22 protein-coding genes are annotated in these 22,825 nt (G+C 67.8%); 12 read left to right on the top strand and 10 right to left on the bottom strand.

What is annotated here, in order from left to right; all coding sequences use genetic code 11:
* Positions 1-111 precede the first annotated feature (111 nt).
* The 7 genes from N7640_RS15185 (at position 112) to tsaA (ending at position 7,781) form a co-directional block, all read left to right on the top strand.
* Complete coding sequence (locus N7640_RS15185) at positions 112-990, top strand: oxygenase MpaB family protein (protein WP_279902668.1); 879 nt, start codon at positions 112-114, stop codon at positions 988-990.
* Between the two features lie 95 nt (positions 991-1,085).
* Positions 1,086-2,267 (top strand): acetyl-CoA C-acetyltransferase, encoded by a 1,182-nt coding sequence (locus N7640_RS15180; RefSeq protein ID WP_279902669.1) that lies wholly within the window; start codon positions 1,086-1,088, stop codon positions 2,265-2,267.
* Positions 2,268-2,406: 139 nt separating this feature from the next.
* Positions 2,407-3,420 (top strand): class I SAM-dependent methyltransferase, encoded by a 1,014-nt coding sequence (locus tag N7640_RS15175; protein WP_279902670.1) that lies wholly within the window; start codon positions 2,407-2,409, stop codon positions 3,418-3,420.
* 88 nt (positions 3,421-3,508) lie between these two features.
* Positions 3,509-6,457 carry a DUF748 domain-containing protein gene (locus N7640_RS15170; RefSeq protein WP_279902671.1) on the top strand — a complete coding sequence of 983 codons (2,949 nt, stop codon included), beginning with the start codon at positions 3,509-3,511 and terminating at the stop codon, positions 6,455-6,457.
* Positions 6,457-6,747 carry a DUF2845 domain-containing protein gene (locus N7640_RS15165; protein ID WP_279902672.1) on the top strand — a complete coding sequence of 97 codons (291 nt, stop codon included), beginning with the start codon at positions 6,457-6,459 and terminating at the stop codon, positions 6,745-6,747. Before N7640_RS15170 ends, N7640_RS15165 begins: the two co-directional genes overlap by 1 nt.
* A gap of 20 nt (positions 6,748-6,767) precedes the next feature.
* On the top strand, positions 6,768-7,073 hold the full coding sequence (locus N7640_RS15160; protein WP_279902673.1) for a DUF2845 domain-containing protein: 306 nt from the start codon (positions 6,768-6,770) through the stop codon (positions 7,071-7,073).
* Positions 7,074-7,088: 15 nt separating this feature from the next.
* A complete protein-coding gene (tsaA, locus tag N7640_RS15155) occupies positions 7,089-7,781 on the top strand; it encodes a tRNA (N6-threonylcarbamoyladenosine(37)-N6)-methyltransferase TrmO (RefSeq protein ID WP_279902674.1) in 693 nt (230 codons plus the stop codon).
* Between the two features lie 188 nt (positions 7,782-7,969).
* On the opposite strand, the gene fpr is transcribed toward tsaA, so the two are convergent.
* Positions 7,970-8,749 (bottom strand): ferredoxin-NADP reductase, encoded by a 780-nt coding sequence (gene fpr, locus N7640_RS15150; RefSeq protein WP_220812160.1) that lies wholly within the window; start codon positions 8,747-8,749, stop codon positions 7,970-7,972.
* 189 nt (positions 8,750-8,938) lie between these two features.
* Here fpr and N7640_RS15145 point away from each other — a divergent pair, with 189 nt between their 5' ends.
* Entirely contained in the window at positions 8,939-9,865 is a 927-nt protein-coding gene (locus N7640_RS15145) for a LysR family transcriptional regulator (protein ID WP_220812158.1), read from the top strand.
* A gap of 10 nt (positions 9,866-9,875) precedes the next feature.
* Here the strand turns inward: N7640_RS15145 and N7640_RS15140 are convergent, their stop codons facing one another.
* Genes N7640_RS15140 through N7640_RS15130 form a run of 3 tightly spaced genes read right to left on the bottom strand, consistent with a single transcriptional unit; the run spans position 9,876 to position 11,152 of the window.
* Positions 9,876-10,235 carry a PilZ domain-containing protein gene (locus N7640_RS15140; protein WP_220812156.1) on the bottom strand — a complete coding sequence of 120 codons (360 nt, stop codon included), beginning with the start codon at positions 10,233-10,235 and terminating at the stop codon, positions 9,876-9,878.
* Positions 10,236-10,295: 60 nt separating this feature from the next.
* The gene (locus tag N7640_RS15135; protein ID WP_279902675.1) at positions 10,296-10,721 is read right to left on the bottom strand and encodes a DUF4124 domain-containing protein; all 426 of its coding nucleotides are present in this window, start codon (positions 10,719-10,721) and stop codon (positions 10,296-10,298) included.
* Positions 10,722-10,777: 56 nt separating this feature from the next.
* Complete coding sequence (locus N7640_RS15130; protein ID WP_279902676.1) at positions 10,778-11,152, bottom strand: tetratricopeptide repeat protein; 375 nt, start codon at positions 11,150-11,152, stop codon at positions 10,778-10,780.
* A 134-nt stretch (positions 11,153-11,286) separates the two neighbouring features.
* Here N7640_RS15130 and pyk point away from each other — a divergent pair, with 134 nt between their 5' ends.
* A complete protein-coding gene (gene pyk / locus N7640_RS15125; RefSeq protein WP_279902677.1) occupies positions 11,287-12,738 on the top strand; it encodes a pyruvate kinase in 1,452 nt (483 codons plus the stop codon).
* A gap of 701 nt (positions 12,739-13,439) precedes the next feature.
* Here pyk and rpoS read toward each other — a convergent pair.
* The 6 genes from rpoS to ispF form a co-directional block, all read right to left on the bottom strand.
* Positions 13,440-14,444: an RNA polymerase sigma factor RpoS gene (rpoS, locus tag N7640_RS15120; RefSeq protein ID WP_220812149.1), complete on the bottom strand. Its 1,005-nt coding sequence runs from the start codon at positions 14,442-14,444 to the stop codon at positions 13,440-13,442.
* Positions 14,445-14,642: 198 nt separating this feature from the next.
* Positions 14,643-15,596, bottom strand: a complete 954-nt coding sequence (locus N7640_RS15115; protein WP_279902678.1) for a peptidoglycan DD-metalloendopeptidase family protein — start codon at positions 15,594-15,596, stop codon at positions 14,643-14,645.
* 46 nt (positions 15,597-15,642) lie between these two features.
* On the bottom strand, positions 15,643-16,278 hold the full coding sequence (locus N7640_RS15110) for a protein-L-isoaspartate(D-aspartate) O-methyltransferase (RefSeq protein ID WP_220812298.1): 636 nt from the start codon (positions 16,276-16,278) through the stop codon (positions 15,643-15,645).
* 38 nt (positions 16,279-16,316) lie between these two features.
* Positions 16,317-17,066: a 5'/3'-nucleotidase SurE gene (gene surE / locus N7640_RS15105; protein WP_279902679.1), complete on the bottom strand. Its 750-nt coding sequence runs from the start codon at positions 17,064-17,066 to the stop codon at positions 16,317-16,319.
* On the bottom strand, positions 17,054-18,112 hold the full coding sequence (gene truD, locus N7640_RS15100) for a tRNA pseudouridine(13) synthase TruD (protein WP_279902680.1): 1,059 nt from the start codon (positions 18,110-18,112) through the stop codon (positions 17,054-17,056). The genes surE and truD overlap by 13 nt, the downstream gene beginning before the upstream one ends.
* Positions 18,109-18,582, bottom strand: a complete 474-nt coding sequence (gene ispF, locus N7640_RS15095; RefSeq protein WP_279902681.1) for a 2-C-methyl-D-erythritol 2,4-cyclodiphosphate synthase — start codon at positions 18,580-18,582, stop codon at positions 18,109-18,111. The genes truD and ispF overlap by 4 nt, the downstream gene beginning before the upstream one ends.
* A gap of 128 nt (positions 18,583-18,710) precedes the next feature.
* Here ispF and N7640_RS15090 point away from each other — a divergent pair, with 128 nt between their 5' ends.
* The 3 genes from N7640_RS15090 to N7640_RS15080 all read left to right on the top strand — a co-directional run bounded on the left by N7640_RS15090 (position 18,711) and on the right by N7640_RS15080 (position 22,682).
* On the top strand, positions 18,711-19,241 hold the full coding sequence (locus N7640_RS15090; RefSeq protein WP_220812142.1) for a sigma-70 family RNA polymerase sigma factor: 531 nt from the start codon (positions 18,711-18,713) through the stop codon (positions 19,239-19,241).
* 1 nt (position 19,242) lies between these two features.
* Positions 19,243-20,196, top strand: a complete 954-nt coding sequence (locus N7640_RS15085; protein ID WP_279902682.1) for a FecR domain-containing protein — start codon at positions 19,243-19,245, stop codon at positions 20,194-20,196.
* A gap of 92 nt (positions 20,197-20,288) precedes the next feature.
* Positions 20,289-22,682, top strand: a complete 2,394-nt coding sequence (locus N7640_RS15080; RefSeq protein WP_279902683.1) for a TonB-dependent siderophore receptor — start codon at positions 20,289-20,291, stop codon at positions 22,680-22,682.
* Positions 22,683-22,825 lie beyond the last annotated feature (143 nt).

Below are 22,825 nucleotides of genomic sequence, written 5' to 3'. Positions count from 1 at the left end.
CTGCAAGCTGCAAGCTGCAAGCTGCAAGCGAGCCAGTATGAGAGCCGGATCGACTCGGTTAGGCTTTCGCTCTTACTTGCCGCTTGCGGCTTGCAACTTGAGGCTGCTCTCGTGGAATTCCTCCGCCGCCGCATCGAAGCCCAGGTCCTCGGCCTCAGCGGCATCGCCCTCGGCCAGATCGACTTCAGCCAGCCCCAGGGCGACCCCGGCCTGTTCGGCCCGGACGCCGTGTGCTGGCGGGTCCACGGCGACTTCACCAGCATGATGGTCGGCGGCATCTGCGCGCTGCTGATGCAGGCCCTGCACCCGCTGGCCCTGGCCGGGGTGTGGGACCACTCGAACTTCCGCGACGACCTGATCGGCCGCCTGCGCCGCACCGGCCAGTTCATCTCCGGCACCACCTTCGCCTCCCGGCACGATGCCGAATGGCTGATCGACAAGGTGCGCACCATCCACCTGCGCGTGGTCGGCACCGCTCCGGACGGCCGCCCCTATGCCGCCAGCGACCCGGCCCTGCTGACCTGGGTGCACGTGGCCGAAGTCTCCAGCTTCCTCGCCGCCCACCTGCGCTACCGCAATCCCGCGCTGAGCGAGGCGGACCAGGATCGCTACTACGCCGAAGTGGCGCTGATCGCCGAACGCCTGGGCGCCGAGGGCGTACCGCGCTCGCGCGCCGAGGTCGCCGCCTACCTCGAGGGCGTGCGCCCGCAACTGCTGTGCGACGAACGCTCGCGGGAAATCCTGCGCATCCTGCGCGGCGCACCGGCGCCCAGCGCGCTGGCCGTGCCGGTGGGCAAGCTGCTGATGCAGGCCGGTGTCGACCTGCTACCGGGCTGGGCCCAGGAGCTGCTCGGCGAACGGGTCGATCCGCTGCGCAGCCGGGCCATCCGCGCGGGCGTGAACGGCCTGGCGCCGACCCTGCGCTGGGCCGTGCGCGGCGGCGCGGTGCATCGGGCCCGCCAGCGCATGGGCCTGCCGCTGCGGGACTGACCAGTCGGTTCGCGCACTGGCCGGGGGCGAATCGGCTATGCCAACATAACGCCCCCGTCGCGCCCACCGCGCGCCCCGACTCCGAGGAACCCATCATGCAAGAAGTCGTCATCGTCGCCGCCACCCGCACCGCCATCGGCAGCTTCCAGGGTTCGCTGGCCGGCGTGCCCGCCGTCGAGCTGGGCGCCGCGGTGATCCGCCGCCTGCTGGAGCAGACCGGCCTGGACGGCGCCCAGGTCGACGAAGTGATCCTCGGCCACGTGCTGACCGCCGGCGCGGGCCAGAACCCCGCCCGCCAGGCCGCGATCCAGGCCGGCCTGCCCCACGCCGTGCCGGCGCTGACCCTGAACAAGGTCTGCGGCTCCGGCCTCAAGGCCCTGCACCTGGGCGCCCAGGCGATCCGCTGCGGCGACGCCGACGTGGTCATCGCCGGCGGCCAGGAGAGCATGAGCCTGGCGCCCTACGTCATGCCCGGCGCGCGCACCGGCCTGCGCATGGGCCACGCCCAGGTGATCGACAGCATGATCACCGACGGCCTGTGGGACGCCTTCAACGACTACCACATGGGCATCACCGCCGAAAACCTGGTGGACAAGTACGGCCTCAGCCGCGAGGAACAGGACGCTTTCTCCGCCGAGTCCCAGCGCAAGGCCCTGGCCGCCATCGAGTCGGGCCGCTTCCGTGACGAGATCACGCCGATCGCCATACCGCAGAAGAAAGGCGAGCCGAAGGTCTTCGACACCGACGAACAGCCGCGCACCGGCACCACCGCCGAGAGCCTGGCCAAGCTGCGCCCGGCCTTCCGCAAGGACGGCTGCGTCACCGCCGGCAACGCCTCCACCCTCAACGACGGCGCCGCCGCCGTGCTGCTGATGAGTGCAGACAAGGCCAAGGCGCTCGGTCTGCCGGTGCTGGCGAAGATCGCCGCCTACGCCAGCGCCGGGGTCGACCCGGCGATCATGGGCATCGGCCCGGTCTCGGCCACCCGCCGCTGCCTGGACAAGGCCGGCTGGCAACTGGCCGACCTCGACCTGATCGAGGCCAACGAGGCCTTCGCCGCCCAGGCCCTGTCGGTGGGCAAGGAACTGGGCTGGGACGCGGCCAAGGTCAACGTCAACGGCGGCGCCATCGCCCTCGGCCACCCCATCGGCGCCTCCGGCTGCCGCGTGCTGGTCACCCTGCTGCACGAGATGATCAAGCGCGACGCCAAGAAGGGCCTGGCCACCCTGTGCATCGGCGGCGGCCAGGGCGTGGCCCTCGCCCTCGAAAGGGCCTGACCGTAGGGCGGGTGAAACCCGCGCGTGCCCCTCGCGGGTTCCCCCGCCCTACCGACTCACCAACACCCAGAACGCGCCGGCCGAGAGCCGGCGTTTTTCTTGGTAGACTGCGCGCCCCTTCCGACCCGAGATGCCGCGCATGTCCTCCCTCGCTCAGGCGCTGCGCGCCGCCCTCGACGCCCGCCAGCCACTGCTGGCCGAGCTGCACCAGCAGCAGACCGACTGCTACCGCCTGTTCCACGGCAGCCAGGAAGGCGTCCCCGGCCTCACCGCCGACCGTTACGGCCCGCAGCTGATGGTGCAGAGCTTCCACCAGCCGCTGGAACGCGATGCGCTGCTCGATCTGCACACCACCATCAACGAACGCCTCGGCGCCGAGCTGCGCCTGGTCTACAACGACCGCTCCGGTGGCAACTCGCGGGTAGACCGCCGCGACCCGGTCTACCAGGCCACGCCCGAGGCGCTGGAAGACCTGATCGGCCGGGAATGGGGTCTCGACTACCGGGTGCGCGGCCGCCACCCCGGCCAGGACCCGCTGCTGTTCCTCGACCTGCGCGAGGCGCGGGGCTGGGTGAAGCGCAACAGTGCCGGCAGGAGCGTGCTCAATCTGTTCGCCTACACCTGCGGCGTCGGCCTCTGTGCCGCCGCCGGCGGTGCGCGCGAGGTCCTCAATCTGGACTTCGCCGAGGGCAACCTGGCGGTGGGCCGGGAGAACCTGGCACTCAATCCGGGGCTGGCGATGGACTTCGTGCAGTCCGACTACTTCCCGGCCATCCGCCAACTGGCCGGTCTCCCGGTGGCCACACGCCGCGGACACAAGCTGCCGAGCTATCCGCGCCTGGAGCAACGCCGCTTCGATCTGGTGCTGCTCGATCCGCCGGCCTGGGCCAAGAGCGCCTTCGGCACCGTCGACCTGCTGCGCGACTACCAGAGCCTGCTCAAGCCGGCGATCCTTGCCACCGCGGACGACGGCGTGCTGATCTGCTGCAACAACCTGGCGAAGGTGCCGATGGACGAATGGCGCCCCCAGGTGCTGCGCTGCGCCGAAAAGCTCGGCCGCCCGGTGCGCGAATGGGAGCAGCTCCGACCAGCCGCAGACTTCCCCTCGCACGATGGCCAGCCGCCGCTGAAGACCCTGGTCCTGCGCTTCTGAATCGACCGAGAGGGCACAGTGCTGGCCCACAAAGCCCGGTGGCCCATGCCATACTCCAGGCGTCTTGGCCCGGAAGATATGCAGCCCCATGCCCAAAGGATTGAAACGCGCCGCCTACGCCCTCGCCATCGCGCTCGGCCTCTACAGCCTGCTGGGCTTCCTCATCCTCCCGGGGATCGCCCTGCGCGTCGCCAACCAGCAACTCGACCAGCTGGCCACCGTGCCGGCGCGCCTGCAGCGCGTCGAACTCAACCCCTTCAGCCTGGAGCTGCAGCTCTGGGGCCTGCACATCGGCGAGGCCGACAAGCCGCAGCTTGCCTTCCAGCGCCTGTACGCCGACCTGCAGCTCGACAGCCTGTGGAGCGGCGCGCTGCACCTGGCCCGAGTGGAACTGGAGCGGGCCCACACCGAGGTGCTGTTCGCCAAGGACGGCACGCTCAACCTGACCCGCCTGTTCGAACTGCCGCCCAGCGAAGCGAAGCCCGAGCAGGAGCCGAGTGATCCCTTCCCCCTGCGCATCGGACGCATCGCGCTGATCGAGAACGGCCTGCACTTCGAGGACCTGCGCCCCAGCGAGCCGGTGGAGTTCGTCTACGACTCGCTCAACCTCGAACTGAAGAACCTCAGCACCCTGCCCGACGACAACGCCGACATGCAGATGGTCGCCACCGGCCCCTACGGCGGGCGCATCGACTGGCAGGGCCAGGTCAGCCTGACGCCGATCGCCTCCCGCGGCAGCCTCAAGGTCACCGACGGCAACATGAAGGGCTTCTGGCCCTACGTGCGCGACGCAGTGCCCCTGGCCCTGGAGAAGGGCACCCTGAGCCTGAGCGGCGACTACGTGCTGAACCTGGCCAAGGGCACCGAGCTGCAGTTGCAGAACGTCGCCATCAGCGTCGCGCCGTTCGCCATCAACGACCCTAGCGGCAAGCCGCTGGCCCGCCTGGAACGCCTGGACGTCAGCGAGGCCAGCCTGGACCTGGCCAAGCAGCAGGTGACGGTCGGCAAGGTGCGCAGCCAGAAGCTGGAAACCTGGGCCGCCCGCGAGGCGGACGGCCAGCTGGACTGGCAGAAGCTGTTCGCCGGCGAGGCCTCCGCCGACCAGGCCCCCGCCACCCCGCCTGCCACGGACAGCGAGGCGACCACCGAACCCGCAGCCGCCGTCGAGCCACAGGCCAACGCCCAGGCACCGGACGAGCCGGCCAAGCCCTGGCAGGTGCTGCTGCGCGACGTGCAGCTGCGCGACTACCAGATCCACCTGGCCGACCGCGCCGTCGGCCCCGACGAGGTCAAGCTCGACCTGGCCCCGCTCAACCTGGACATCCAGGACTTCGACAGCCTGGGCACCTCGCCCTTCGCCCTCAAGCTGGACACCGGGGTGAACAAGCGCGGCCGGATCGGGGCCGAGGGCCAGGTCCAGCTGCAGCCAACCAGCGCCAAGCTGCAGGTGGTCACCCGCGACATCGACCTGCGCCTGGCCCAGGTCTATATCGATCCCTTCGTGCGCCTGGAGCTGCGCAGCGGCTCGCTCGGCAGCGATCTGGCGGTGGAGCTGAAAAGCGTCGAGCCGCTGGCCTTCGGCGTCAGCGGACGGGCCGAGGTCAACCAGCTGCACACCCTGGACACCCTGAAGAACCGCGACTTCCTCAAGTGGCAGCAACTGGTGGTCGAGGGGCTGGACTACCGGCACGGCGAAGGCCTGGTGATCGGCAAGGTCGATCTGCAGCAGCCCTACGCCCGCTTCGTCATCAACGAAGACCTGACCACCAACGTCAACGACCTGATCATCGCCCAGCCCGCCGACCCCGAGGCCAAGCCGGCCGAGCCCGGCAAGCCGCTGCCGATCCGCATCGGCGGAATCGACATCCGCAACGGCTCGGCCAACTTCGCCGACTTCAGCCTGATGCCGAACTTCGCCACCGCCATCCAGCAGCTCGACGGCCGCATCGGCACCCTGGACAACCAGAGCCCGCAGGCGGCGAGCGTCGACGTCAAGGGCAAGGTCGACAAGTACGCACCGGTCAGCATCCAGGGCAAGCTGACCCCGTTCGACCCGATGAACAGCCTGGACATCGCCACCAGCTTCAAGAACGTCGAGCTGACCACCCTCACCCCTTATTCAGGCAAGTTCGCCGGCTACCGCATCCGCAAGGGGCGCCTGAACCTCGACCTGCACTACCGGATCGAGAAGGGCCAGCTCAACGCCGAGAACAAGCTGCTGCTGGAAGACCTGCAGCTGGGCGAGAAGGTCGACAGCAAGGACGCCGTGGACCTGCCGGTGCGCCTGGCGGTGGCCCTGCTCAAGGACACCAAGGGCAACATCGACATCCAGCTGCCGGTGCAGGGCAACCTCAACGACCCGCAGTTCAGCGTCATGCCCATCGTCTGGCAGACCCTGCGCAACCTGGTGCTGCGCGCGGCCCAGGCGCCCTTCAAGTTCATCGCCGGCCTGGTCGGCGGCAGCGACACCGACCTCAGCCAGGTCCAGTTCGCCGCCGGCAGCAGCGAGCTGGACGAGGCGGCGCAGAAGTCCCTGGACACCCTGGCCGCGGCGCTCAAGGAGCGCCCGGTGCTGCGCCTGGAGGTCGAGGGCGTGAGCGCCCAGGCCGGCGACGGACCGCTGCTGGCGGAGAAGCGCCTGGAGCTGGAATACCAGAACACCCAGTACAAGATCCTGCAGCGCGGCGGCGACACGGTGCCCGCCGAGCCCACCCTGCTGGTGGTCGACGAGGACGACAAGCCCGCGCTGCTGGAGGGCATCTACCGCGCCCGCCTGAAACAGCAGCCGCCGGCGGAGTGGCGCGAGTTGCCGGACGAGGAGCGTACGAAGAAAATGCGCGACGCCGTGCTGCAATCCTGGGTCGGCAGCGAGCTGCTGCTGCGCCGGCTGGGCCAGGCGCGGGCGGCCAGCATCAAGGACTATCTCGTGGAACGCGGCGGCCTGGAGGACCAGCGCATCTATCTGCTCGATGTCAGCCTGAACAAGGAAGACACTGGCGACCGCGTGTCCACGACCCTGCACCTGGGAAGCATGTGATGAAAAGGTACTTCTGGCTCACCGCCCTGACCCTGGCCTGCGGCCTCGCGCAAGCGGGCACGCTGCGCTGCGGCAGCAAGCTGGTCAACGAAGGCGACCGCGCCTTCGAGGTCGAGCGCAAGTGCGGCACGCCCGCCCACCGCGACCTGGTGGGCTACACCGGCGGCGTCTACGGCGACCGCGAACTGGTGATCGAGGAATGGGTCTACGGCCCCAACAACGGCATGCTCAGCATCCTCACCTTCCAGGGCAACCGCCTGGTGCGCATCGAAACCAAGCGCGCCGACTGACTCACTCTCAGGTATTCGACATGCTCTCCAGGCACACGCTGCCGATACTCTGCCTGCTCCTGGCCACCCAGGCCGAAGCCGGCTCCACGCTGCGCTGCGGCAGCAAGCTGATCAGCCTGGACGAGACCTCCAGCCAGGTGCAGGCCAAGTGCGGCGAGCCGGTCAGCCGCGACTTCCTCGGCTACCGCGAGGTGGTCGACGAATACGGCTTCGTCAGCGAAGTGGCACTGGAGGAATGGATCTACGGGCCGAAGAACGGCATGTACTACTTCCTGCGCCTGCAGGGCAATCGCCTGGTCAAGATCGAGAGCAGGCGCGGCAACTGATCGTCGCGGAACATCATGCAGCACACCATCACGCCCATCGGCTTCCTGCGCTCCTGCTTCAAGGAGAAGTTCGCCATTCCGCGCCAGCCCCAGCTGGCTCCGGCCGCCCGTGGCGTGCTGGAGCTGGTGCCGCCGTTCGACCGCGCCGAGGCCGTCGAAGGCCTGGAGCAGGTCAGCCACGTGTGGCTGCTGTTCCTCTTCCACCAGGCGCTGGAGGAAAAACCACGGCTGAAGGTGCGCCCGCCACGGCTGGGCGGCAACGCCTCGATGGGCGTGTTCGCCACCCGCGCCACCCACCGGCCCAACGGCATCGGCCAGTCCGTGGTGAAGCTGGAGAAAGTGGAACCCGGCCGCCTGTGGCTGTCCGGCATCGACCTGCTGGACGGCACGCCGGTGCTGGACATCAAGCCCTACGTGCCCTACGCCGACCAGGTGCCCGAGGCCGTCAACCGCATGGCCGACGCCCCGCCGCCCCGGGTAGTGCTGGAGTGGGACGACATGGCGCTGCGCCAGGCCCGCGACAACGCCCTGCGCCTGGGCCAGCCGCTGGTGGAGCTGATCGAGCAGTGCCTGGCCCAGGACCCGCGCCCCGCCTATCAGGTACCGGAACCGGAGCGGCGCTACGGCGTGCGGCTGTGGGACGTGCAGGTGCGCTGGCACTACCCGGAACCGGGTCGCATCCGCGTGCTGGAAGTGGTGCCGGGTTGAGGCCACTGCGAGCACTGAGGGACTGTTCATGCTCTCGCGAGAGCAGCAGGTAGGAGCGGCTTTAGCCGCGAACCGAGATGGCACAGAAAAGCTTCGCGGCTGAAGCCGCTCCCACACATCGGATCGTGAACAGGCTCTGAAACGACAAACCCGCCGGAAGGCGGGTTTGTCTTTGCAGCGATTGGCGCTTACTTCTCGACGAAGGCGCGCTCGATCAGGTAGTCGCCCGGCTCGCGCATGCGCGGGGAGATCTTCAGACCAAAGCTGTCGAGCACTTCGCTGGTCTCGTCGAGCATGCTCGGGCTGCCGCAGATCATGGCGCGGTCGTCCTGCGGGTTGATCGGCGGCAGGCCGATGTCCTGGAACAGCTTGCCGCTACGCATCAGGTCGGTCAGACGGCCCTGGTTCTCGAACGGCTCGCGGGTCACGGTCGGGTAATAGATCAGCTTGTTCTTCAGCGCGTCGCCGAAGAACTCGTTGTTCGGCAGATGCTCGGTGATGAACTCGCGGTAAGCGACTTCGTTCACGTAGCGCACGCCGTGGACCAGGATCACCTTCTCGAAGCGCTCGTAGGTTTCCGGGTCCTGGATCACGCTCATGAACGGCGCCAGGCCGGTGCCGGTGCTGAGCAGGTACAGGTGCTTGCCGGGGTTGAGGTCATCGAGCACCAGCGTGCCGGTGGGCTTCTTGCTGATGATGATCTCGTCGCCTTCCTTCAGGTGCTGCAGCTGCGAGGTCAGTGGGCCGTCCGGTACCTTGATGCTGAAGAACTCCAGGTTCTCTTCCCAGTTCGGGCTGGCGATGGAGTAGGCGCGCATCAGCGGGCGGCCGTTGGGCTGCATCAGGCCGATCATCACGAACTGGCCGTTCTCGAAGCGCAGGCCCGGGTCGCGGGTGCACTTGAAGCTGAACAGGGTGTCGTTCCAGTGATGCACACTGAGTACGCGTTCCGAGTTCATGTTGCTCATGCGGTAGGTCCTCAAAAGTCTCGGTAGTCAGATTGCCGGATAGCGCATCCGACCTGTTGAGTCAGGTCAATGGTTGGCGATTTCGCGGGCAATCCTCTGCCGGGGCCGGCAGCGTTGCGCGCCATTCTAGAGGCAGTCACAATATCTGTTAAGCGAATTATCAAGATAACGATTATTGGTTATATAGATATGCGATTCACTCTCAGACAGCTGGAAGTCTTCGTCGCCGTGGCCAAGCAGGAAAGCGTGTCGCGCGCGGCCGAATCCCTGGCCTTGTCCCAGTCGGCGGCGAGCACGTCGCTCAGCGAACTGGAGCGGCAATCCGACTGCCAGCTGTTCGACCGCGCCGGCAAGCGCCTCTCGCTCAATGCCCTCGGCCGCCAGTTGCTGCCCCAGGCCGTCGCCCTGCTCGACCAGGCCCGGGAAATGGAACTCCTGCTCAGCGGCAAGACCGGCTACGGCCTGCTCGAAGTGGGCGCCACTCTCACCGTCGGCAACTACCTGGCCACCCTGCTGATCGGCAACTTCATGCAGCGCCACCCGGAATGCCGCCTCAAGCTGCACGTGCAGAACACCGCCAACGTGGTGCAGCAGGTCGCCCACTACGAGCTGGACCTGGGCCTGATCGAGGGGGACTGCCAGCACCCGGACATCGAGGTGCAGCCCTGGGTGGAGGACGAACTGGTGGTCTTCTGCGCCCCCCGTCACCCACTGGCCGAGCGCGGCACGGCGACCCTGGAGGAGCTGAGCCGCGAAGCCTGGATTCTGCGCGAACAGGGATCGGGCACGCGGCTGACCTTCGACCAGGCGATGCGCCACCATCCGGCACAGCTCAACATCCGCCTGGAGCTGGAGCATACCGAGGCGATCAAACGCGCCGTGGAGTCGGGACTGGGCATCGGCTGCATCTCGCGCCTGGCGCTGCGCGACGCCTTCCGCCGTGGCAGCCTGGTACCGGTCGATACGCCGGCGCTGGACCTCACCCGCCAGTTCTACTTCATCTGGCACCGGCAGAAGTACCAGACCGCCGCCATGCGCGAGTTCCTCGACCTGTGCCGGGAGATGACGGCGGGCATCCGCCGCAGCGACGAGATCGTCCTGCCGACGATTGCCTGATAGACCTCAGTCAGGCCGACGCGGCCAGCGGGCGAAAGCTGAAGTAGCTGCGCAGCGCGGCGACCATCTCGACGTATTCGAGCGGCGGCGCGGCCAGGGAGAAACCCGAGTCGTAGGTGCCGGGGGTAATGTCCTCGCGGCTCCAGTGGCAGTTGGCAGCGAAGTCGACGTTATGGATGCGTCCGTCGCGGCCAGGAATCTTGAGACGCATGTCGAAGCGGGCGTTGACCAGCATGGGGTACTGGCTGATCAGCATGAGACCGTCCAGCGAGACGTTGCCGATGTAGCCCATGGGTTTGTCGGTGATGCGGTTGAACACCTTGAGGTAGTACGGCAGCTGGTGGCGTTCGATGCGGCGCTGGGTGTGCATGATGGCCAATCGCTATGGAAGGACCCCGAGTATGGCCGCTGAGCCGCCGCTCTACCAGACTCAGTCGCACCGCTCGGCGATGCGAGACGACAAACGGCTGCGCGCCTCGTCGATCTGCTCGGCGCTGGCATAGGTCCGGGTGCCGTCCGGGGCCGTGGAGAAATAGCGCTGGTCGCGCTGGATCCTTTCCAGGCGGCTGCGCAGCTCGGCGCACTCCTGGCGGCGCTCGGCGCGCGCCTCGGCGACCCGGCCATCGGCCACCGACTTCTCCTCGCGGCGGGCGTCGAAATATTTCCTGGAGCGCTCCTCGCGCTCGCGCGTGGCCTCGTCGCGTTCCACCACCTGGGGCTTCACCTCCACCTGCTGCGCGCCCTCGCCGCCTGGCCTCTCGCCGAAATGCACGCGGCCCTGGGCGTCGGTCCAGCGGTAGATTTCCGCGCCGGCGAAGCCGGGCAGAAGCAGGGCGATGAGGATCAGGTGACGCATGGGCTCCCTCCTGCGACGAGCGTGGCGCGGCCCTTCCTTCTGGCGCGACGCCGGCGTCACAGCGACGCGGGCGACGCCTTGGCCGGCGCGGGTGCCTGATGATGCCCGAGCTGTCGCAATGTCTCCAGCCTGGCATGCGCGCGATAGGCGTATTCGCTGGTGGGGTAGCGTCTGACGATGAATTCGTAGGTCTGCGCCGCGTCGACGAACAGGCTCTGCCGTTCCAGGCACTGGCCACGCAGCAGGGAGATTTCCGGCTGCAGGTAGCGCCGCGAGCGGCTGGTGCGCTCGGCCCGGCTCAGGTCGAGCAGCGCCTGCTCGCAATCGCCTTCGTTGTAGTGCCGGTAGGCCTGGTCCATGTGGCGGTCCAGGGAGATCCGGGTGCAGCCGGCCAGGGCGACCAGGGCCAGAATCAGAACAAGGGTTCGCATGATGAAAATCCTCCAGTGAGTAGTGTATCGGCCACCGACGCTTTTTCTGCAGAGCCAGGTAGTACAGGCGAACAATGACTACAGTGACTGGCCGTAGTAGCCTCCCCGCACGCTATGCCAACTGGAGTTACCGCATGACCCTGCGCCGCACCAAAATCGTCGCCACCCTCGGCCCGGCCAGCAGCTCCCCGGAGGTGCTGGAGCAGCTGATAGTCGCCGGCATCGACGTCGCCCGACTGAACTTTTCCCACGGCACGGCCGACGATCACAGGGCCCGCGCCACCCTGGTGCGCGAGCTGGCCGCCAGGCATGGCCGCCATGTGGCGCTGCTCGGCGACCTGCAGGGGCCGAAGATCCGCATCGCCAAGTTCGCCGACAAGCGCATCGAGCTCAAGGAAGGCGACCTGTTCCGCCTGTCGTCCACCCACTCGCGCACCGAAGGCAATCAGGAAGTGGTCGGCATCGACTACCCGGCGCTGATCCAGGATTGCGACGTCGGCGACGAGCTGCTGCTGGACGACGGCCGGGTGGTCATGCGCGTCGAGCTGAAGGGTGCCGAGGAGCTGCACTGTCGCGTCGAGATCGGCGGCCCGCTGTCGGACAACAAGGGCATCAACCGGCGCGGCGGCGGCCTCACCGCCCCGGCCCTGACCGAGAAGGACAAGGTCGACATCAAGCTGGCCGCCGAACTGGAACTGGACTACGTCGCCGTGTCCTTCCCGCGCGACGCCGCCGACATGGACTACGCCCGCAACCTGCTCACCGAGGCCGGCGGCAATGCCTGGCTGGTGGCCAAGATCGAGCGTGCCGAGGCCGTGGCGGACGATGCCACGCTGGACGGCCTGATCCGCGCCAGCGACGCGGTGATGGTGGCCCGCGGCGACCTCGCCGTGGAAATCGGCGACGCCGAACTGGTCGGCATCCAGAAGAAGATCATCGCCCACGCCCGCCGCTACAACAAAGCGGTGATCACCGCGACCCAGATGATGGAGTCGATGATCCACAGCCCGATGCCGACCCGCGCGGAAGTGTCCGACGTGGCCAACGCCGCGCTCGACTACACCGACGCGGTGATGCTATCCGCCGAGAGCGCCGCCGGCGAGTACCCGGTGGAGGCCGTGGAGGCCATGGCCCGGGTCTGCCTGGGCGCCGAGAAGCACCCGACCAGCCAGCGCTCCAGCCACCGCATCGGTCGCACCTTCGAGCGCTGCGACGAGAGCGTGGCCCTGGCCACCATGTACACCGCCAACCACTTCCCCGGGGTCAAGGCCATCATCAGCCTGACCGAGAGCGGCTACAGCCCGCTGATCATGTCGCGCATCCGCTCCTCGATCCCGATCTTCGCCTTCACCCCGCATCGTGAGGCCCAGGCGCGCGTGGCGCTGTTCCGCGGCGTCTACACGGTGCCGTTCGACCCCGCCGCCCTGCCGGCCAGCAAGGTCAGCCAGGCGGCGGTGGACGAGCTGCTCAAGCGTGGCGTGGTCCAGCCCGGCGACTGGGTCATCCTGACCAAGGGCGACAGCTACCACGGCACCGGCGGGACCAACACCATGAAGATCCTGCATGTGGGCGATCCCCTGGTGTGACCGACCAGCCGGCCCACCTTGGCCCGGCGAAAACGAAAAAGGCCGCTCCTCGCTGGAGCGGCCTTTTTCCGTCATGGGCAAATCGCAGGCAAAAAAAGGGGCGGTGTTAGCCGCCCACTCTTTCTTCCCTACTCCCTGAGAATCCTTTCATCATCCTGATGAACTGCGTCCCGCAGTGGTTCCCTGGTCGCCGTCCTGGCCCCCGCGCCTCATCCCTAGGCACGACCTCATAGTAGCGTTTCCTCACTGCCCGACAAGGCCACCGGGTGGAGGAAAACTTCCTCTCGCACTCGACGCATCCTTATAAAAATCAAATATTTTCAATCACTTACTAAAAATCATCAGATAAGAATGGCTCTCAACCAGCGCATTCAGACTGCAATCGCTTACAGCCCGTGTAAGCAATTACCTACACGCCCCTCGGATATGTCCGTGCTCGTAGGGTGCGCCGTGCGCACCGGGAGGTCATGAACTGGCTCGATGGTGCGCACGGCGCACCCTACCTGTTGGCCACGCGACCATGAAAAAGGCTATGTACCCGTTATGTGTTGGTGGTGCGATCCTGCTCTTGTGGGAGCGGCCTTGGCCGCGAAATTCGCGGATAAATCCGCTCCCACAAGGCGTGCAACAACTAACGGGGACATAGCCATGAAAAAGCCCGGCGCTTGGCCGGGCTCGGGGTACATCAGAAAGCGTTCGGACTACTGGAACAAGGCATCGCTGGAAAGGCCGTTCTTCTCGAGGATCTCCCGCAGGCGCTTGAGGGCCTCGACCTGGATCTGCCGCACCCGCTCGCGGGTCAGGCCGATCTCCTGGCCGACTTCCTCCAGCGTACAGCTCTCGTGGCCGCGCAGGCCGAAACGGCGCACCACCACCTCGCGCTGCTTGTCGGTCAGCTCGGACAGCCACTGGTCGATGCTCTCGGAGAGATCGTCGTCCTGCAGCAGTTCGCAGGGGTCGCTGGGCCGGTCATCGGTCAGGGTGTCGAGCAGGGTCTTGTCGGAGTCCGGGCCGAGGGACACGTCCACGGAGGTGACCCGCTCGTTCAGGCCGAGCATGCGCTTGACCTCGTCCACCGGCTTTTCGAGCAGGTTGGCGATCTCTTCCGCGGAAGGCTCGTGATCCAGCTTCTGGGTCAGCTCGCGGGCCGCGCGCAGGTAGACGTTCAGCTCCTTCACCACGTGGATCGGCAGACGTATCGTGCGGGTCTGGTTCATGATCGCCCGCTCGATAGTCTGCCGAATCCACCAGGTCGCATAGGTGGAGAAACGGAAACCACGCTCGGGGTCGAACTTCTCCACGGCGCGGATCAGGCCGAGGTTGCCTTCCTCGATCAGATCCAGCAGCGACAGACCGCGATTGACGTAGCGTCGAGCGATCTTCACCACCAGGCGCAGGTTGCTTTCGATCATGCGTTTGCGACCCGCAGGATCGCCCTTCTGCGCCAGGCGCGCGAAGTGCACTTCTTCCTGAGGAGTCAGCAGGGGGGAGAAACCGATTTCGTTGAGGTACAGCTGGGTCGCGTCGAGCGCCCGGGTGTAGTCGATGTACTTGTGCTGCTTGAGAGTCGTGCTCGAGTTCTTGGATTTGGCGCTGGCGAGGGACAGCTCGGCTTCCTCTGTCATTTCGTCCAGGACGATGCCGGGCTCCATCAGGAGAACCTCATCGTCGACGTCAAACTCCGGCGCTTCTTTACTGAGTGCCATTGTTGTTGTCCTGTGCTGAGTTCGACAACAAGCTCTGGCGGCGCCTGACCCAGTTTCACATCAGAGAGAACCGGCCCCCCAAGTCAGCCTCCTGGCCGACCTGCCGCCGATAACCGCGCACCTGATGAGTAGCTGGAAGACTCCCTGGCAACACCAAAGCCCGCTCCTCCTACGCATGGAGCAGGCTGGTCTGCAGAGTCAACGGCGAGGCAGATATTGCAGGGGGTCCACCGGTTTGCCCTGGCGGCGAATCTCAAAATGGAGCTTCACCCGGTCGGTGCCCGTGGATCCCATTTCGGCGATATGCTGTCCGACTTTGACCTGCTGTCCCTCCCGCACCAGCAGCCTGCGGTTATGTCCGTAGGCGCTTACGTAGGCATCGCTGTGCTTGATGATCACCAGTTCGCCGTAGCCCCGTAAACCACTTCCGGCGTACACGACGGCACCATCAGCCGCAGCCAAAACAGGCTGGCCCAATTCTCCAGCGATATCAATGCCTTTATTCAAACTCCCGTTTGAGGAGAACTTGCCGATCAGCACGCCGCTGGCGGGCCATGCCCAGCCGGTCGCGGAACGGGGCACCGTCTGCACCTTGCCGGGGGTGGCCGGCGTGGTGCTGGCCGTGGGCGGAGGCTGGCTCACCGGTGGCTGGGAAGGGGTTGGCGTCGCCACCGGCGGCGGGGTCTGCGCCGGTGGTTGCGGGGTGGAAGTCCTGGGTGGGGTGGACGGCGTGCTCACCACCGGCGGCTTGCTCGGCTGGGCCGCCACCGGCGCACTGCCCTGCTGGTCGAAGCGGATGCTCTGACCCGGGCGGATGGTGTAGGGGGCGGCGATGCCGTTGCGCGCCGCCAGGGCCTTCCAGTCCCAGCCGAAGCGGAAGGCGATCGAATAGAGGGTGTCGCCCGGCTGCACGATGTACTGGCCAGCGGTTGCCTGCGGCCGCGCCTGGCCGCCATGGGTGCGATCCACCACCTGCACGGGTGTGGAAGGCGAGCTGCCGCAGCCCGACAGTATCACCGCGAAGACCACCGCCCCGAGGCCATACCTCGCCGGGCGCTTGCGCCGCTGTCCGCTCGTGAGACTCAACCCCTGCTCCCTTTGCCGGTGATTCCTGAAATGAATGTGGTGCATTGTGCCGGATTTATCCGGCATCGCCAGCGTCCGGCGCGCGCGCTGTGATGCAGGAACGCCCCGCCGCTCAGGCCAGCGGGCCGTTGAGCAGCGGCACGAAACGCACCAGGTCGAGCACGTGGCGACTGTAGCCGTCCTCCTCGCGCACGATCAGCACCAGCTCCTGGGTCTCCCCGGCACCGACCGGGATGACCAGGCGCCCGCCGATGGCCAGCTGATCCAGCAGCGCCTGCGGCACTTCCGCGGCGGCCGCGGTGACCATGATGCCGTTGTACGGCCCCAGGGCGTTCCAGCCCTCCCAGCCGTCGCCCCAGCGGAACACCACGTTGCGCAGCTTGAGTTCGACCAGGCGCTCCTTGGCCCGGTCCTGCAGCGACTGGATGCGCTCCACCGAGAACACCCGCTCCACCAGTTGCGCCAGCACGGCGGTCTGGTAGCCAGAGCCGGTGCCGATCTCCAGCACCTTGTCCAGCGGGCCGCCTGCCAGCAGCAGCTCGGTCATGCGGCCGACGATATAGGGCTGGGAGATGGTCTGGTTGTGGCCGATGGGCAGCGCCGTGTCCTCGTAGGCACGATGGGCCAGGGCCTCGTCGACGAACAGGTGGCGCGGCGTGCGGCGGATGACTTCCAGCACGCGCGGGTTGGACAGGCCTTCCTCGTACAGCCGCTCGATCAGGCGCTCGCGGGTGCGCTGCGAGGTCATGCCGACGCCCTGGCGCTGCAGATGATCCTGGCCGCGCATCAGACCAGGCCCTCCAGCCAGCCGCCGAGACCGTCGAAGGCTTCGTGCAGGGTGCGGTCGAGCTGCAGCGGCGTGATCGACACGTAGCCCTGCAGCACGGCGTGGAAGTCGGTGCCAGGGCCGCCGTCCTCGGCGTCGCCGGACACGGAGATCCAGTAGCCCTCCTTGCCCCGCGGGTTGACCATCTTCACCGGCGCGGCGGCGCGGGCGCGGTGGCCCAGGCGGGTCAGCTGGATGCCGCGGATGCGGTCCAGAGGCAGGTTGGGCACGTTGACGTTGAGCACGGTGCGCGGCGGCAGGTCAAGCTGCTCATGCGCCTCCACCAGCTTGCGCGCGAAGTAGGCGGCGGTGGCCAGGTTGTCGGTGCGCCGCGAGACCAGCGAGAAGGCGAAGGCCGGCCGGGCCAGGAAACGCCCTTCGAGGGCGGCCGCCACGGTGCCGGAATAGAGCACGTCGTCGCCCAGATTGGCGCCCAGGTTGATGCCCGACACGACCATGTCCGGCACCTGCTCCAGCAGGCCGTTGAGGCCCAGGTGCACGCAATCGGTGGGCGTGCCGTTGAGGCCGATGTAGCCGTTGGGCATGGTCGCCGGATGCAGCGGGCGGTCCAGGGTCAGCGAGCTGCTGGCGCCGCTCTTGTCTTCGGTGGGGGCGACGATGGTGCATTCGGCATAGTCCTGCAGCGCGCCATGCAGCGCGGCGATGCCGGGAGCCATTACCCCATCGTCGTTGGAAATCAGAATTCGCATGGAGAGTCCGTCTGCCCTGCCGGCAGCAGATCGACCAGTTCGCGCACCACGACGGTGGCGAAGCAACCGGCCGGCAGGACGAATTGCAGTTGCACTATCTCAGGCTCGGGATAATGCCACGTCAGGTCGGCGATGGGGAGGCGCAGGATTCGCCGTTCGTGCGCCATGCCCGCCTTCGCCAGCCAGGCGGCCAGCGCCGAGTCGGCCTCGGCGATGCCCTGTTCCAGTGCCTGCGCGACGCCGCCGGCCGGCGACGGGCCTTCGCCCCACAGCGGGCCGGTCGGGTGCAGGTCGAGGATCGCCAGGCGCGGATCGTCGCACTCGCTTTCGCCGGCCATGAAGAAGCTGCGGCTGTCGGTGAAGGCCAGCAGGTCGCCGACCCGGGCCTGGTTCCAGCTGCCCTCCTCCACCCGAGCCGCCAGGGCGCGGTTGAACAGGAAGCTGCGCGCCGCCGAGAGCAGCCGCGAGCGCAGGTTGCGCTGCTCCGGCAGCTCCCCGCGTTCGGCGAAGGCGCGGGCATCGGCCACGTTGCCGCCCTGCCAGCCGAAGCGCTGCAGGCCGTAGTAGTTGGGCACGCCCTGCTCGCGGATGCGCTGCAGGCGCTGTTCCAGCGCCTCGCGGTCGGCCCGCAGGTCGGTCAGACGCAGGGTGAAACCGTTCGCCGCATGGGCGCCGCGCTGAAGTTTGCGCTTGTGCCGCACCTGTTTGAGGATGGCCAGGGTCTCGCCCTCGGCGGCACTTAAATCCGGATCGGCCTTGCCCGGCAGGTGCAGACTGAACCACTGGCGGGTCAGCGCCTGGCGATCCTTCAGCCCGGCATAGCTGATGTTGCGCTGCGACACGCCAGCCGCCCGCGCCAGGCGGCGCGCCGCTTCCTCGGTATTGAGGCCGCGCTTCTCCACCCACAGCCAGAGGTGCTCGCCCTCGCCGGCCAGGGGGATGTCCAGCACCTCGTCGACCTGGAAGTCCTCAGCGGTGGCCTTGAGCACGGCGCGGCCACAGGCCTCGCCATGGGCGTGCGGGCCCAGCAGTTGCAGTTCGGTCATGCCTTGATCAGCAGCGCCACGGCGTGAACCGCGATGCCCTCCTCGCGCCCGGTGAAGCCGAGCTTCTCGGTGGTGGTGGCCTTGACGTTGACCGCGTCCGGCTCCACCTGCAGGTCCTCGGCGATACGCGCGCGCATAGTCTCGATGTGCGGCGCCATCTTCGGCGCCTGAGCGATGATCGTGGCGTCGACGTTGCCAACCGCGTAGCCCTTGGCCCGGATCAGGCCGACCACGTGGCGCAGCAGCGCACGGCTGTCGGCGCCCTTGAAGGTCGGGTCGGTGTCCGGGAAGTGCTTGCCGATGTCGCCCAGGGCCGCCGCGCCGAGCAGCGCGTCGGACAGCGCGTGCAGCAGCACGTCGCCGTCGGAGTGGGCGACCAGCCCGAACCGGTGCGGGATGCGCACCCCGCCGAGGGTGATGAAATCGCCTTCGCCGAAACGATGGACGTCGTAGCCGTGACCGATGCGCATGATGGGAACGCCTTGCTGAAATTCGGCCGGATTCTAGCGCGAATGCGTCGCGACGCGCCGCAGCCGGACTTGTCCCCACCCTCGCGCCGCCCCTAGAATGATAAAAATTCTCATTTGAACCGAGACCCATGACCTCGCCCACTCCCGCCCTCCAGGCCCAGGTCGGCCGCCTCTACCAGGACCACCACCGCTGGCTGCGAGGCTGGCTGCAACCCAGGGTGGACTGCCGCCACCTGGCCGCCGACCTGGTGCAGGACGTGTTCGTGCGAGTGCTCAGCGCCGAGGACGCCTCCAGCAGGCTGAGCGAGGTGCGCGAGCCCAAGGGCTACCTGGCGACCATCGCCCGGCGCCTGATGATCGACCACTTCCGCCGCGTGCGACTCGAAAAGGCCTGGCTGCAGGCGCTGGCCGAGCGCCCCGAGGCGCAGGACATCTCCGAGGAGACCCGGGCCATTCTGCTGGAAACGCTGTGCGAGCTGGACGCCATGCTCGCCGGACTCGGCCCCAGGGTGCGCCAGGCCTTCCTGCTGTCGCAGCTGGAGGGCATGACCTACAAGCACATCGCCGAGCGCCTCGGCGTCTCGCTGATCACCGTCAACCGCTACATGGCCAGGGCCGTACAGCACTGCATGCTCTACCACCTGCAGCTGGACGCCTGACGTGCCGTCCCTCGACCCTCGCCAGCTCATGGCCCTGGAGCAGGCCGCCCAGTGGTACAGCCGCCTGGCCTGCGAGGACGTCACGCCCGAGGACCAGCTGGCCTGGCAGACCTGGCTGGACGCGGAGCCGCTCCACCGCTGGGCCTGGCAGCAGGCCGAACGCCTGCAATCGCGCCTGCGCGACATGCCGGGGCCGTTGGCCCGCCACGCCCTCGGCCTGGCCGACCGCAATCGCCGCGCCGTGCTCAAGACCCTCGCTCTGCTCGCCGGCACCGGCGCCCTGGGCTGGGTCGGCAGCCGCGCGGTCCACGAGCGGGCCTGGCTGGCGGACCGGCGCAGCGGCATCGGCGAGCGCACGGACACGCTGCTCGCCGACGGCTCGCGCCTGCAGCTCAACAGCGACAGCGCGGTGGACATCCGCTACAGCCCTCAACAACGTCTGCTGGTGCTGCGCCGGGGAGAGCTGCTGCTGACCACCCACCCCGACCCGCTGGGCCGCCCGCTCGCGGTACAGACCCCCGCCGGGTTGGTGCAGGCGCTGGGCACCCGTTTCTCGGTGAGGCTGGCCGACGACGGCGTGACGGTGGCGGTGTTCCACAGCCGGGTGCGGATCGTCCCCGAGCAGGGCTCGCCCGTGCTGCTCGAAGCCGGACAGCAGTGCCGCTTCGACGCCCGCGGCGCGGGCCGGGTCGAGCCGTTGGCAGCCGGCCACGACGCCTGGAGCAAGGGCCTGCTGGTGGCCAACGACCAGCGCCTGGACCGCTTCCTGGCCGAACTGTCGCGCCATCGCCCCGGCCTGCTGCGCTGCGATCCCTCGATCGCCGACCTGCGCATCAGCGGCACCTTCGCCCTCGACGACACCGACCAGGCCCTGCGTGCCCTGGCCGACAGCCTGCCGGTGCGGATCGAGCGGCGCACCCGCTACTGGGTCAGCGTGGTGCCGGTGGAAACATGAAAAATCATCTCGAATGATATTTCTTCGCGTTCTCGTACGACTTGGGGAGGTGGGCCCCATGCCCACCCGCCAACCAAACAGAGAACACGACCATGAGCATCCCCTTTCCCCTACACCCGCTGCGCGTCGGGCTGAGCCACGCGCTGCTCTGCTCCGCGCTCCTGCTGAGCGCCCCGCTGGCCGTCCAGGCCCAGGATGCCGACGCCCGCGAATACCACCTCGCCCAGGGCGACCTGGGCCAGGTGCTGACCCGCTTCGCCAGCGAGGCCGGCGTGGTGCTGTCGTTCGACCCGGCGCTGACCCGCGGCCAGTCCAGCGCCGGGCTCGACGGCCACTACGGCGTCGAGGAAGGCCTCGGCCTGCTGCTCTCCGGCAGCGGCCTGCAGGCCGTGCGGACCAGCGATGGCCGCTACCAGCTGATCCCTGCCGGTGACGGCAGCGGCGCGCTGGAGCTGGGCGCCACCAGCATCGTCAGCAACCAGCTCGGCACCATCACCGAGGACAGCGGCTCCTACACGCCGGGCACCATCGCCACGGCCACCCGCCTGGTGCTGACGCCACGCGAGACGCCGCAGTCGATCAGCGTGGTGACCCGCCAGCACATGGACGACTTCGCCCTGAACTCCATCGACCAGGTGATGGCCCACACCCCGGGCATCAGCATCGTCACCTTCGACAGCGAGCGAAATGTCTACTTCGCCCGCGGCTTCAGCATCGACAACTTCCAGTACGATGGCGTCCCGATGACCCGCAACTCGGCCTACTCGGCGGGCAACACGCTCAGCGACATGGCCATCTACGACCGCGTCGAGGTGCTCAAGGGCGCCACCGGCCTGCTCACCGGCAGCGGCGACCCGGGCGCGACCATCAACCTGATCCGCAAGAAACCCACCCACGACTTCCAGGGCCACCTGAGCCTGGGCGCCGGGCGCTGGGACACCTACCGCAGCGAGCTGGACGTTTCCGGCCCGCTGACCGAGACCGGCAACCTGCGCGGCCGGGCGGTGGCCGCCCACCAGAAGAAACACAGCGTGCGGGACAACTACAGCCGCGAAAGCACCATCTATTACGGCATCCTCGAGGCCGACCTCGGCGAGGACACCCTGCTGACCCTCGGTGCGGACTACCAGGACAACCTGCCGCAAGGTTCCACCTGGGGTGGCAACCCCATCTTCGACGCCAACGGCAACTTCAACGACCGTTCCCGCTCGTTCAGCAACGCCGCCGAGTGGAGCACCTGGGAGCAGTACACCCGCACAGTGTTCGCCACCCTCGAACACCATTTCGCCAACGGCTGGCTGGGCAAGCTGCAGCTCAACCACCAGATCAACGGCTACTACGCCACTCTGGGCTCGGCGGCCGCCGGCAATCCGGACCCGACCACCGGCACGGGCGCCAGCATGTGGACCGGCAAGTACACCGGCGAAACCGTCAGCGACGCCGTCGACGCCTACCTGTCCGGCCCCTTCCAGGCTTTCGGCCGGGAGCACGAGCTGGTCGTCGGCGGCAGCCTGGCGCGCCGCGAATGGGACGGCAAGGGCTACTGGGGCTACGCCTACGACGGCGAGGTGAGCGACTACTACGGGTGGAACGGCAAGGTGCCGGAGCCAGAATGGGGTGAACCATCAGGGATCAACGACGAGCTGATCCGCGAACGCGGCGCCTACCTCGCCACTCGCCTGAACCTGGCCGACGACCTGAAGGCGATCCTCGGCGTCCGGGTGTCCGACTACGAAGGCGAGGACATCCGCGAGAGCGGCGTGCCGGTGCCCTATGCCGGCCTGGTCTACGACCTGACCGACAACCTCTCGGCCTACGCCAGCTACACCAGCATCTTCAAGCCGCAGAGCATCCGCGACCTGGACTCCAGAACCCTCGACCCGCTGGAAGGCGACAGCTACGAGGCCGGCTTCAAGGCCGAGTTCTTCGATGGCCGCCTGAACGCCAGCCTGGCCTACTTCGAGATCAAGCAGGACAACTACGGCGAAGCGGTGGGCACGGTGCCCGGCACCGGCGAGGTCGCCTACCAGGCGGTCCAGGGCGTGAGGACCAAGGGCTACGAGGCGGAGATCTCCGGCAGGCTGGCGGAGGGCTGGAACCTGCAGGCCGGCTTCACCCACAAGATCGCCCGCCTCGACAGCGAGAAGATCTCCACCCTGGAGCCGGAAAACCAGTTCAGCGTCCAGACCACCTACCAGCTGCGTGGCGCGCTGTCGCCGGTCACCCTCGGCGGCGGCGCGCGCTGGCAGGACCGCACCTGGGGCTCGGTGTGGAACGCCCCGCTCGACCGTTACCAGGACTTCGGCCAGGACGACTTCTGGCTGCTCAACGTCATGGCCCGCTACCAGGTCAGCGACAACCTCTCGGCCACGCTCACCGTGGACAACCTGCTGGACGAGAAGTACGTGACCCTCATGGACTTCTACAGCACCTACTCCTGGGGCGAGCCGCGCAACGTGATGCTGACCACCCGCTACGACTTCTGAGTCGCCCGTGAGCGAGGGGCGCCAGTGGGGCCAAGCCTGTCAGCCAGGCGTCGGTAGGGTGTCGCGGGGCCGCCTGGTCATGCGCACCAAGAGCGTTCGGTGCGCAGGGCGCACCCTACGGCACCACACCTGACCTGATCGTT

Origin of the sequence: Pseudomonas sp. GD04015 (assembly GCF_029837675.1) — a bacterium.
Lineage (GTDB): Bacteria > Pseudomonadota > Gammaproteobacteria > Pseudomonadales > Pseudomonadaceae > Aquipseudomonas > Aquipseudomonas paralcaligenes.
Note: the sequence above shows the minus strand (reverse complement) of the source record. Positions and strands in the feature narration are given on the sequence as shown.